Origin of the sequence: Methanoregula formicica SMSP, assembly GCF_000327485.1 — an archaeon.
GTDB classification, from domain to species: Archaea; Halobacteriota; Methanomicrobia; order Methanomicrobiales; family Methanospirillaceae; genus Methanoregula; species Methanoregula formicica.
Window position 1 is genome coordinate 2248897 of record NC_019943.1, and the last position, 12155, is coordinate 2261051.

Annotated in this window: 12 protein-coding genes; 5 read left to right on the top strand and 7 right to left on the bottom strand. The window is 54.2% G+C overall.

Annotated features, from left to right (window positions below; all coding sequences use genetic code 11):
• Positions 1–4: 4 nt before the first annotated feature.
• A complete protein-coding gene (locus tag METFOR_RS11150) occupies positions 5–691 on the bottom strand; it encodes a dihydrofolate reductase family protein (protein ID WP_015286248.1) in 687 nt (228 codons plus the stop codon).
• A 139-nt stretch (positions 692–830) separates the two neighbouring features.
• Between METFOR_RS11150 and METFOR_RS11155 the strand changes: the two genes are divergently transcribed.
• Positions 831–1463, top strand: coding sequence for a CDP-alcohol phosphatidyltransferase family protein (locus METFOR_RS11155; protein WP_048110951.1), 633 nt, complete (start codon positions 831–833; stop codon positions 1461–1463).
• Between the two features lie 241 nt (positions 1464–1704).
• On the opposite strand, the gene artA is transcribed toward METFOR_RS11155, so the two are convergent.
• Positions 1705–2583 (bottom strand): archaeosortase A, encoded by an 879-nt coding sequence (gene artA / locus METFOR_RS11160; RefSeq protein ID WP_015286250.1) that lies wholly within the window; start codon positions 2581–2583, stop codon positions 1705–1707.
• Between the two features lie 179 nt (positions 2584–2762).
• Here artA and METFOR_RS11165 point away from each other — a divergent pair, with 179 nt between their 5' ends.
• Entirely contained in the window at positions 2763–3077 is a 315-nt protein-coding gene (locus METFOR_RS11165; RefSeq protein WP_015286251.1) for a transcription factor S, read from the top strand.
• Positions 3078–3756: 679 nt separating this feature from the next.
• Here METFOR_RS11165 and METFOR_RS11170 read toward each other — a convergent pair.
• From METFOR_RS11170 to uvrC, 3 genes are all read right to left on the bottom strand, one after another.
• Positions 3757–4029, bottom strand: coding sequence for a type II toxin-antitoxin system RelE family toxin (locus METFOR_RS11170; RefSeq protein ID WP_015286252.1), 273 nt, complete (start codon positions 4027–4029; stop codon positions 3757–3759).
• Between the two features lie 70 nt (positions 4030–4099).
• Entirely contained in the window at positions 4100–4324 is a 225-nt protein-coding gene (locus METFOR_RS11175; RefSeq protein WP_015286253.1) for a hypothetical protein, read from the bottom strand.
• 245 nt (positions 4325–4569) lie between these two features.
• Positions 4570–6168 carry an excinuclease ABC subunit UvrC gene (uvrC, locus tag METFOR_RS11180; protein WP_015286254.1) on the bottom strand — a complete coding sequence of 533 codons (1599 nt, stop codon included), beginning with the start codon at positions 6166–6168 and terminating at the stop codon, positions 4570–4572.
• 217 nt (positions 6169–6385) lie between these two features.
• Between uvrC and METFOR_RS11185 the strand changes: the two genes are divergently transcribed.
• Positions 6386–6640, top strand: a complete 255-nt coding sequence (locus METFOR_RS11185) for a tetratricopeptide repeat protein (protein WP_015286255.1) — start codon at positions 6386–6388, stop codon at positions 6638–6640.
• A gap of 33 nt (positions 6641–6673) precedes the next feature.
• Here METFOR_RS11185 and uvrA read toward each other — a convergent pair whose 3' ends face one another.
• Together uvrA and METFOR_RS11195 are read right to left on the bottom strand one after the other, a co-directional pair.
• Positions 6674–9496 carry an excinuclease ABC subunit UvrA gene (gene uvrA, locus METFOR_RS11190; protein WP_015286256.1) on the bottom strand — a complete coding sequence of 941 codons (2823 nt, stop codon included), beginning with the start codon at positions 9494–9496 and terminating at the stop codon, positions 6674–6676.
• A gap of 161 nt (positions 9497–9657) precedes the next feature.
• Positions 9658–10365, bottom strand: coding sequence for a TIGR02391 family protein (locus METFOR_RS11195; RefSeq protein WP_015286257.1), 708 nt, complete (start codon positions 10363–10365; stop codon positions 9658–9660).
• 833 nt (positions 10366–11198) lie between these two features.
• On the opposite strand from METFOR_RS11195, the gene METFOR_RS11200 reads away from it, so the two are divergent.
• Positions 11199–11414 (top strand): type II toxin-antitoxin system HicB family antitoxin, encoded by a 216-nt coding sequence (locus METFOR_RS11200; protein WP_015286258.1) that lies wholly within the window; start codon positions 11199–11201, stop codon positions 11412–11414.
• 54 nt (positions 11415–11468) lie between these two features.
• On the top strand, positions 11469–11615 hold the full coding sequence (locus tag METFOR_RS11205) for a type II toxin-antitoxin system HicA family toxin (RefSeq protein WP_199483990.1): 147 nt from the start codon (positions 11469–11471) through the stop codon (positions 11613–11615).
• The last annotated feature ends 540 nt before the right edge of the window (positions 11616–12155 follow it).

Below are 12155 nucleotides of genomic sequence, written 5' to 3' on the forward strand. Positions count from 1 at the left end.
TCTGTTATTCACGCCCGTACAGCACATCGAATTCCGAGACGAGGTTGGTGCCGCACAGGTAGTAGTTCTTCAGGGTGAGCCGGATCATCTCGTTCTCGTCATTGATGTGCATGCCCCCGACAAGCGAAGGGGTGTCGGAGCCCCCAACGATGAAGGGGAGGTGGATAAGCCGGATCTCGTCCACGAGCCTGTCGTGGAGCATGTGCCAGTTCAGGGTCGGCCCGCCCTCGATCATGAGTTTCTTCACGCCAAACTTCTCGCGCAGGATCTTCATCAGCAGCGGGAGCTCGACATGCTTTTTGCCGGCCACAACCACATTGACACCTTTCTTTTTGATAGCGTCCACGCGGTCCTGCGGCGCTGCCTCCGCAACCGCGATGACGGTCGGGGCATCGGGGCCCAGCACGTTGGCGTCCAGGGGGATGTCGCCCATGCTGCAGGGGATGACCCGGAGCGGGCTCTTCCCCGTAACGTACCGTACAGTAAGGAACGAGTTGTCGATCCGGATGGTATTGGCCCCGACCATGATCGCATCGTATTCTGCCCGTGTGGTGTGGAGCAGGATCTCGGTCTCGTGGGACATGTATTTCATCAGGATCTTTGAGGATGCCCCTTTCTTGAGCGTGAGTTTGCCGTCGGCCGTTATCTCTGACATCATCAGAACGTGCGGACGGTCGGTAGGATCGATCATAACTTTCCTCTTTTCTCCGGAATAATTGGGCGGCCAATATAAATAACGTGGCGATGGCGGCCATCGGTACCTGCGTGGGGACAAGAGGAAGGCCTCGCATAAGCAACTTTTAATGGTTCCTCCTCCCATGATTTCCGGTATGAATATTACTGCACTCCGGCCCCGGTTCATCGGGTACCTGGAGCCGGTCGCAGATCTCTTTGTGCGGCTGAAAATCACGCCCAACCAGATATCGCTCCTTTCGCTTGCCGCCGGCATTCTCTGTGCATATCTCTTCTTCCAGCGCGAGTTCCTGCTGGGCGCTCTCGCTCTCTTCCTTTCGGCAGTATTCGACCTCATCGATGGCAGTGTTGCCCGGAAGACCGGCGCCCACACGAACTTTGGCGCTGTCTTCGACTGGATTGTCGACAAGTACGTGGACGCGCTCGCCCTCCTGGGCATCGGGCTCTCCGGGATTACCATCATCAGCCAGTTCGTCGCGGTTTCCCCTGTTGCCGACTTCGGGGTTGTAACGCTTGCTATCATCGGGTCGCTGATGAACACGTTCATCAAACCGGTGGTGTACGCGGAGATCGGGTACAAGGAAAAAGTCGAGGGCAAGATCGACGACCCCCTCGAAGGCGTCGGGTTCTTCGGCCGTCCCGAGACCTTCCTGGTCCTGATCATCGGGGGCATCACCGGGTTCATCTGGGCTGCGGTCATCATCATCGCGGTCTGTACGAACCTCTCGGCCCTGCAGCGGATCACGTACCTCTACAAAACGCTCTCCTGAGTGATGGTTTCAGAGATCGCTTCAATCCTTTTTTAGCTCTATAGAGTACCTAATTCCTATTTTGATACCCCCCGAGCGCCCGTGGCTCCATTCCAATCTAAAACCAACCCACATAGGTTTTCTACGGAGCTCGTTTTTATGAACTGCTTGAGCCCGTCTGGCAATGCAGGAAAGAACGCCCATTGCCTGTAGTGACAGAGAGAAAAACGAGGATTCACCAGCCGTGCATCGGGCTTACGATCTACTTACTTTTGCAGAACGCTTTCCTGAACTCCCCGGTATACATCTGGTAAAGGTCATCCGCGAATTTTCCCAGGCTGGGAATAAGCGTGAAGAGCCAGTAGGCGATCATGACCAGGATGACGAGAGCGAGCAGTTCGGCGATCACGTTGTGCGCCCAGAAGAAACTCTCGTATCCCATCTCGCCGTTGCCTGCCACCTCGGGCCAGTACGGGAACCACTGGTCCGTGTAGGCCATGATGACGAAGGCATTGCGCATCAGGTTGAGGATGTAGATCGTCGGTGCAACGATGAGGAACGCGTACAGCTTCTGCCGGAGCGTTGTCGGGACTGCCGCTGCGACCCCGAGCAGGATCGCGATGCTCTGGATGCCGGTGCAGCCAAGGATGATCTGGACGCTGTACCCGTTCCGGGTGATGGTGTCCCGCAGCAGCTCAGCGCAGGCCGACGGATCGAGAGCCCGTTCGGTCACCGGGTTCATGCAGGTGAGCGAAACGGTGAAGTTGAGGACATCGAGAATCCAGAGGACCTGCGAGACAACAAGGGAGATGAGCTGGTCCCCGAGCCAGGCAAAGAGCGGCACCTGGGAGAACCCGAACGGTGCATAGATGAGAAACGCCACCGCTGCCGCCCGGGAGAGGTGCATCGCACGCTCATCGTTGTTCAGGAGGTATTTGACCGTGATCGCGAGAAACGGCACGGACATGGCCGCAACCAGCGGGTACATGAAATTGTTCTCCCGGAAATACTCGGGAAGCGACGCGAACAGCGTCAGGACAATGAAGACCCATCCAAGTATGGCGGCATACCTGCGGTGGCGACCGGGTATCAGGAATGCCAGAAAACCGGCACAGGAAAGAAGGACCAGATACTCGATCATTATAGAATTATCCACGCAGTACCAAAAAAAGGATTCTCATAGGGCAGACCCCGGCCGGACGAACCTGTCTATTACGATCCCCCCCATCGATCCCCCGCATCTCCATCCTGCCCTTGCCATGACAGGGAGTACCGTGAGTACCCGAGAGTTAATCTTGTATCATCACGCATAGTATACCGATGTTTTGTCCTGAATGCAAGTCTCTTATGATATCCTCCGGTGGCCAGCTCAAGTGCCGCAAGTGCGGCTATATCAGGAAGATCGAGTCCACCGACAATATGACAAAGAAACGGGAACGCGTGGAAAAGGAGATCATGATCGTCGATGACGAGGGCGAAAAGATCAAGACCCTCCCCACGACCCAGATCAAGTGCCCCAAGTGCGGCAACAACCTTGCGTTCTGGTGGCTCCGCCAGCTCCGGGCTGCCGATGAGAGCGAGGTGCGGTTCTTCAAGTGCACCGAGTGCGATCACACCTGGCGCCAGTACGATTAAGGTTTAGCCATACGTATTAACCAGTTTTCACACGGGTGAAGACAACCTTATTTTTTGCTCTGGAAAAATCCTATTCACAACGCACTCAGTGGAATTACGAGTATGACCCCCTCTCTTCTCAAAGAATGCTCCGTATTCATCTCGACCTCCCCACGGTCGGTCCCCAGCGGGGGAGTCCGAATGGTCCAACAGAACCACGAGGGCGGAGAAGATGCTGCGCACTCGTCTCGCAGTTCGAAACTGCGAAGGCAGCCCAAGAGGGCAAGCCCCCTTGACCCCCCGTTTTCATTGTTTTTCAAGGTTCGCATACGACCAAGTTCCACGGTCCGAATGGTCGACAGACCGTGGGGATGAGAAGAATCCGAAGGATTCTTCGCGGGCGAGGGTCGACAGCCCCCGAGCACCCGTGGCTCCATCCTTATCTAACACTATTCCACACAGGTTTTCTACAGAGCATATTTTTTCATCAAAATCTTCAAATTTCCTTGCTCCGACGATGTTATCAGTGTTTTTCGGTTTTTGGTACAGGCCAGTTCTCGAAGTTGTTTCAAGAATTTTCAACTATGCAGGATACCAAATCAGTTATGTGAACTGCTGAACAGGTATCTTTGTCACGTCGGTTATCCCGACAACAAGCGATAAAGACTTTAAGAATAGTAAGAGTGGGATGTTACGACTGTCAGTAGTAGCGGCCATACCTCTTATGTGCCTGCTCGATAGTCGGGACTTCAAGCACAAATACAGCATCGGATTCTTTGCGAATCAGGAAGATTATGGTGTAACTTCGCCCGACGTGCATTCTCCAGATATGTTTCTTTGGGGACAGACATTCTACGTCGGGTGCACTATACGGGTCCGCCAATTTCTGGATGTGGCGGAAGATCTGCACCCGAATCTTTTCGGGATACTTTGAGAGGGTTTTGATCACACCCTTTTCGATGTGAACGATCACTACTTTCCTCCAAAGATCTGCTCAATTGCCTCAATACTGTGGGCATAATCATCGCTGATGATCATACACACTACTCCTCATACGGAATGTTGAGTTCTTTTGCCGCCTCATCGAGACGTACGAACTTGCCGTTCTTCGCGATCTCCTCCATATGGGTAAGGAAATCGTGTTCCTGTTTCAATGCAATCATCTCAGCCAACAGAGCATCGTACGTCTGGCCCGGCCTCTTGAGGTCGGAAAGTGACTCCCAGATCTCTTCCGTAACAGGGATTCTCTTACTTGCAACTTCGCCCATGCACGTCTCCTCATTTGCGCGTAATGCCATCAGCAGTGCAGACACTTCGCCGCTAACTATTTCATCTCTCTGGCCGCTTACAACACTTTCATTACTGTAAGCATTTACACAGTTGTAAGTTTTTGAAGATAAATTCTCTGTTCACAGATCCGACCAACGGTGCGAATGAGGTCCCCCCACGATATTGGTTACCACTGGTGGTGCATTCTGGAAAGGTCCGGATCTTTCCCCGCACCAGGTTGCGTTCACGCACCATTCTTCTTCTTTCGTTTGCTGCCGGAGGAGCCGGAACTGCCCACTGCCGTCTTCTTCCGCAACAGCCGGTTGTACGTTATCGCGAACCGGTGCGCCTCGTCGCGGATCTCCTGGAGGTAGTGGAGCGCCATACCCTTCGGATCGAGTTTCCGGGGCAGCACCTCGCCGGGGAGGTATACGTCCTCCTCCTGCTTGGCAAGGGCGATGACCGGAATGGTGAGGTCGAGATCGCGAAGGGATTCCCCGGCCGCGGAGAGCTGCCCTTTCCCGCCGTCGATGATAATCAGGTCGGGGAGTTCGCGGTCCTCGCGGATCAGCCGGTCGTACCGCCGTTTCACGATCTCGGCGATGGAGGCAAAGTCGTCAATGCCTTCAACGGTTTTTATCTGGAACCGCCGGTAGTTCTTCTTGTCAGGAACACCGTTCCTGAACTGCACCATCGACCCGACCATCGCGGTGCCGGAGAGATGGGAGATATCGAAGCACTCGATAACCTCGGGCGAATCGGCAAGGCCGAGGCTTGCCTGCAGGTCCTTTGTCTTCATCTCGTTTTTCAGGAACGCGTATTCGAGGTTCTTCTGGACAAGGTCGAGCAGTTTTTTCTTCTCGCCGATCTTCGGCACCGTGATATGGACTGCCTTTCCCTTGCGCTCGGAGAGATACCCGGCAAGGGCCTCGTCAACCTCGTGGGACAGGATCAGTTCGGAGGGCGGGACACGGTCTGCATAATACTGGACCAGGAACTCCTCGAAGAAGTCCTCGCGGTTGTCGAACGAGTACTCCTGCTTTCCCATGAGCAGGCCCTTTTCCACCGAGAAGACCATGAGGTAGACCGTATCATCGGAGATCGTGTACCCGATTACGTCCTGGTCCGTCTCCTTCGGCCGCTCGACATGCTGGCGCTCGGAGAGCCGGGTGACGGCACCGATCTGGTTCCGCACCGAAAGCGCCTTCTCGTACTCCTCGCGTGCGGAATACCCTGCCATCTCCTCGCGGAGCATGTGGAGGAGTTCCGTGCTCTTCCCTTTCAGCAGTTCTGCAGCCCGGTCCACCTGCCGCTGGTACTCCTCCTGCGTGATGGCGCCGACACAGGGTGCGCTGCAGGTATTCAGGTGGTGCCGGAGGCACGCACGCTTCGGGAGCCTGCGGCAGGACCGGATCAAAAAGATCTTCCGGACAATGCGGACCAGTTCATCGCGCTCGGCTGCCGAGACGAACGGACCGAAATACACCGATTCGCCGGCCCCGGTACGGCGGGCAATCCCGATCCGCGGGAACGGTTCGCGGGTCAGCTCGATGTACGCGTACCGCTTGGCATCCTTGAGATCGATATTGTACTTCGGCTGGTGCTTCTTGATCAGGTTGTTTTCTAAAAGAAACGCCTCGGTCTCGGTGTTGGTCACCACGACGCTGATGCGGGCAATCGAGGCAACAAGGCTCTGCGTCTTCCGGTCATGATCCTTCTTCTGGAAGTAACTGCTCACCCGCTTCTTCAGGTTCTTGGCCTTTCCGACATAGATAATCGTCCCGCCTTTGTCGAAGAACTGGTAACAGCCGGGGGCGGAGGGAAGGGTCGCAGTATCAAACATGTGCTGTACTAGCGTCTCTTTTTGGGATTATTAAGGTCTGGGGATGGGGAAGGGATCCGGAAGGGATGCACGGCGGGGATTCTGCATGACGCTCCTGCTGCCGTCACTGCACCGGGATCTGCAGTGCAGTCCTGCTGCGCAAATCCCTAAATAGCCGGCTGGTGATGATGTTCTCTTTGTCCAGGGTTCCACACGGGAACAACGGGGGAGAGGACATATGGAATGGATCTATGCAAAGGGAATACCCATCGAGGCCCAGTACCTGTACCGGAAGGCACTGGACTATTCGCAGCGCGGCAGGGATGACGAGGCGCTGAAATATCTCCGGCAGTCGGTGATCATCGCGCCCGGGTACGCAAAGGCGTTCTTCGAGATGGGGAACTGCTGCGCCCGGCTCGGCCGGTTTGACGAGGCGCGGGAAAAATATGAACGGGCAACCCATATCGATCCCCGGGTGCCGGCCCATGCCTGATCGTCCCGCCCGCTCTGGTGCAGCAGGGGACTATCAGGATTTGGCCGGGGGTGTCCGGGCGAGCATCTCTTTAAGGAACTGCCCGGTATAGCTGCCGGGGACTGCGGAAACGTCTTCCGGTGTCCCGGCGGCCACGATCGTCCCGCCGGCATCGCCGCCCTCCGGGCCTATGTCGATGATATAATCGGCTGACTTGATCACGTCAAGGTTGTGCTCGATGACAACGACCGTGTTCCCCTTGGCCACGAGATCGTCGAGGACTTTGATCAGCTTCTTTGTATCGTCGAAGTGGAGTCCGGTAGTCGGTTCGTCCAGCAGGTAGAGCGTCCTTCCGGTGGCCCGTTTTGCCAGCTCGCGGGTGAGCTTGATCCGCTGCGCCTCGCCTCCCGAGAGCGTTGTCGAGCTCTGGCCGAGCTTGATGTAGTCAAGGCCGACGCGGGAGAGCATCTCCAGCTTTCCCCGTATCGACGGGATGTTCGAGAACAGCGCCAGGGCTTCCTCAACGCTCATGTCCAGGACATCGGCGATCGATTTGCCCTTGTACTTCACCTCGAGCGTCTCGCGGTTGTACCGCTTGCCCTTGCACTCCTCGCATTCGATGAAGACGTCGGGGAGGAAGTTCATCTCGATCCGGATCAGGCCGTCGCCCTGGCAGGCCTCGCACCGCCCGCCTTTGATGTTGAACGAGAACCGTCCCGGCCCATAACCCCGCATCTTTGCCTCCTTCGTTTCGGCAAAAATACTCCGGATATCGTCGAAGACCTTCGTGTAGGTCGCCGGGTTGCTCCGCGGGGTGCGGCCGATGGGGGACTGGTCGATGACGATCACCTTGTCGATTGCCGTATCGAAGAGGATCTTGTCGTGCTTCCCGACCGGGTCGCGCGACTTGTAGAGCCGCTGCATCATCCCCTTGTAGAGCGTCTCGTACACGAGCGTGGACTTCCCGCTCCCCGAGACGCCGGTGATGACCGTCAGGAGACCGATCGGGAACTTTGCGTCGATGTTCTTTAAGTTGTTCTCGCGGCAGCCTTTCACGGTGAGGAACTTCTCCGCATTTCTCCGGCTCCCCGGCACATCGATCTGTTTTGTCCCGGCAAGATACTGGCCGGTCAGGGACTTCTTGTTCTTCTCGATCTGCTTCGGGGTCCCTTCGGCAATGACCGCTCCGCCATGCATCCCGGCCCCGGGCCCCATGTCGATGACGTGGTCGGCCGAGCGGATCATGTCCTCGTCGTGCTCGACCACGATCAGCGTGTTGCCGATGTCGCGGAGCGTCTTCAAGGTCTCGATCAGCTTGTGGTTGTCCCGCTGGTGGAGGCCGATGGAGGGCTCGTCCAGGACGTAGAGCACGCCCACCAGGTTCGCCCCGATCTGGGTGGCGAGCCGGATACGCTGCGCCTCCCCGCCGGAGAGCGTCCCCGCGTTCCGCGAGAGCGTGAGGTACCCGAGTCCCACCTTCTCCAAAAATAACAGCCGGCTGGTGATCTCCTTGAGGATCTGGCGCGAGATCTCGGCTTCCTTCTCGGTCAGCCGGATCTCCCGGAGCGCGGCAAGGTGGGCGGAGATGGAAAGGTCCGTGAGATCGATGATGGACCTGCCGCCGATCCTGACGGCAAGCACCTTGTCCTTGAGCCGTTTCCCATGGCAGGAGGGGCACTCGAAGACCCGCATGTAGCCTTCGAGTTCCCGCTTCCGCCACTCGGACTTGGTCTGGGCATAGAGCCGGGCAGTCTGCGGAAGGAGCCCTTCCCACTGGCCGTTGTGCGACCACTGGGCATCCCCGTTCCGGGCGCTCATCGAGAAGTGCATCTTCTCGTCCGAACCGTACATCAGAGCATTATACTGCTCTTCAGTCAGGTCCTTAATCGGCGTCATCACGGAAAAGCCGAAGTGCTTTGCGACCGTTGCAAGGTACTGCCCGCGGAAGCCGTCCATCGGGTTGCGGTACGGGGCCACGGCGCCATCGGCAATGCACCGTTCCTTGTCCGGGATGATGAGGTCGGGGTCGAACTCCATCTTCACGCCAAGACCGTGGCACTCCTCGCAGGCACCGAACGGGCTGTTGAACGAGAACATCCGGGGCTGGAGTTCCTCGAAGGTGAGGCCGCAGACCGGGCAGGCCATCAGCGAGGAGTACAGCGTCTCCTTCTCCAGCTCTCCGGCAGCGATGACAAGACCACCGGATTTCTTGAGAGCGTTCTCCACCGCTTCCGTGAGCCGCGACCGGTCGGACGATTCGAGCCGGTCGATGACGATCTCGATGTCGTGCTTCTTGTACCGGTCGAGCTTGATCTCCTCATCGGTCCGGATGATCTGCCCGTTGAGCCGTACCCGCGTGTATCCTTCCGCGTTCAGGTCCCGGAGGAGCTGCTGGTACGTCCCCTTCTTCTGCCGGACAATGGGAGCAAGGACCGTGACCATGCCGGGATATTCCGCTGCAACCTGGTCCGCGATCCGGTCGGGGGTCTGCGACGCGATCGGGATATTGTGCCCGGGACAGTACGGCGTCCCGATCCGGGCATAGAGGAGACGGAGGTAATCGTAGATCTCGGTGGTCGTCCCCACCGTGCTCCGCGGATTTTTCGATGTGGTCTTCTGCTCGATGGAGATGGCCGGCGAGAGCCCTTCGATAAGGTCAACGTCCGGCTTCTGCATGATGCCGAGGAACTGCCGGGCGTACGAGGAGAGCGACTCCACGTACCGGCGCTGGCCCTCCGCATAGAGCGTGTCGAACGCGAGCGTGGATTTGCCGGAGCCGGAGACGCCGGTTATGACGACTAACTTGTCGCGGGGGATCTCCACGCTGATATTTTTGAGGTTGTGCTGGCGGGCACCTTTGATGATGATATCTTTCATGCTGTGCTCAGTTGGTACAGCTCCAATGGATAAAGGGGTAAGGTTCGGGGCATGAAAGTGAACGATTAATGCTTTTATGATTAACAAAGATCCATATTCAATTTTTTTTCAAGTATCGATGCTGCAATGATAGTATCGAAGGCGACATTCGAATAAATGAATTATTCTTTTTTTACGAGAGTTGCTTCATCAATTCTGCGAGCGAGTAAACTCGCGAAAATCAAATACTGCGCAGCTTTTTTTTCAGTTAAATCATGCTCTAAAGTATGAGCTTTGGGATTCCGAATGCCAATATACGCACCTTGGAAAATTAATAAAAACCCTTTTTGATCGTTCCTACCAGAATCTGTATTAAGATCACTTAACACTAATAAAGGATTTTGAATTGAAAGGGCTTGAGTGATAAGCTTATCCCCGTCATCCTCAAGTCCAGTTTTTTCCCGGATCTGATCAAAAATACCGATGATCGAATTCAGAACGGCATTACGATAATCGCCATTTTGAAATAAATCGTATGCATGACGTTGGATTATAGGATGTAAAAAATTTTTAAATCCAGACTTCTCTATCTTTAATTCGTCGCGAAGTTTTTTGTCAAGAATCTCTTCAATTTGAGGAATATCTTCTAATAAAATATCTCGATAATCATGTTCTTTTCCAAACCGGATATGGCGATTTAATTTCGCAGTATCAAGAGTAAAATTTCGCTCCCTCAATAAACGTTCTAATTTTTCTTGATCTCGTTTAATGTAGATGTTGATTAACGACGCAGAAGCTGTATCCCCCGATAAGATCTTTACAAGCGCATCAACGGATTTTTCCCTAATCTCTCGAAGTGATTTGTTGATCTCAAAATATTCGTCAATCATTTCTCCACCAGATATTTTCCATTACGTGTCCAGTTTTGTAAAAAAGATTGTAGACTGGAAGCAGCCGATTTCATGCCATATTCCCTTTAAGACCGGGGATATCAATTAATTTCTCCAACTCATTAAGAAGACCATTAATCAAAGAAAGTCCGGGGCATACATATCTCAGACATAACCTTGGATGATTTGCAATCCTTCATAAGGTGTTATTAATTGGCTCATATTTTTCAGAATGAAATTCAAACTCCGAATCCCGGGTATTTAGGTCTAGGCTCGTACTCGACACATTTTGTTGGGGGGTGTCTCTTATTTCCATATCCTTTGCATACATGATTAGGTGTACTAAATTTACCTGGACAGCCATCAACAGGACAAACATATACTTTTTTTACTACCATAATTCCCATTATTGTGTTTTTATATATTAATATGACGAACAATCTGCACAAGACGCCTAATCAATAAGATTTTTGACCCATCCGTACTAGCCATTTTCATTGCTCCGGTGCTGGCAATTTATAATGACCCTCAACAATCCCAAGTCCGTCCCTGCATTACCTTTTCACAACTCTATCAAATATCCCGTACAGGTAATACCTCACCATCGCCAGCGCCCCTGAGTCGTAAGACCCTCAGCACCCCCTTGGGGGAGCTTCATTCCGAAGGAATGAAGCAGAGGGATTTTGAAAAATCCCTCTTGTCGAACCTCTTCAGAGGTGAGACATGAGAAGAACCTGAAAGGTTCTTCGAGTCAGGGCTGGCGCAAGGGGGGCTTCCGGCCATTAAATCCCAGAGGGAAAAATTGTATACTCTCCCACGAATATTCTGTACCTATGAAATATACGGTGGTGCTCGAACCACAGGAAGAAGGCGGTTTCACAGTCCAGTGCGTCGAGATCCCCGGGGCGATCAGCCAGGGTGAGACCCGGGAAGAAGCGCTCGCCAATATCAAGGAAGCAATAGAACTGGTTCTCGAAGTCCAGCGGGAAGAACTTCACAAGAGATCACCAGCACATCACCGCGAAATCTCACAAGTCGAAGTCTGCTGATGCAGACTTCTCATCCTCGGATTCTGAAGAAACACTCGGAGGTCGAAGTGGCGGATGTCATATAAACTCCCGGTCATTTCCGGGGAAGAACTGGTCAAATACCTTGCAAAGCAGGGATTCGAGATCAAGCGCCGGACTTCGAGTCACGTTGTCGTGCAGAAAGAATGGCGTGTTTTTTCTGTACTCTTCATCGCGAATTAAAGAGAGGAACATTGATCGGGATCCTCAAACAGGCCGGGATAGAGGCCGAAGATTTCAAGAAGGGATTCCGATAAGAAACGGATACTTTCAATCTTTTTTTGGACTAATCCACCTCACGCTTGTGTCCTGATCCGTCCGGTCCCGACACCTGACGACAGGTCCGGCACTAAACCGGCTCGCGGGTCCGCCCGCTCACAACAAGCCCGCCCCGCCCCCATGCACAGCCGAAATGGAGAAAGCAAGCACATCCCTGACAGGAAACCTGATTATCTCCACCATATGATGATTTGATCAACAAGGATCAGTGCGAAGAGCAATCCGACCACAAGGAGGGGAGTCTTTTTGGTTTTCATGTTGCACAACTTCAAAATAGAGGTATCCGCCCCCGGTTACAAGTCAGTCCTGTTGCCGGGTATAGGTGAGGACATTACATCCGAGCAATGAACCAGTGAACGATTTTCCATCCGGGGCCATATCGTACGTACATGGGGAAGATAATTTTCCTTTTGACCAGGTACAAATCAGTCTCGGAGGATTCCC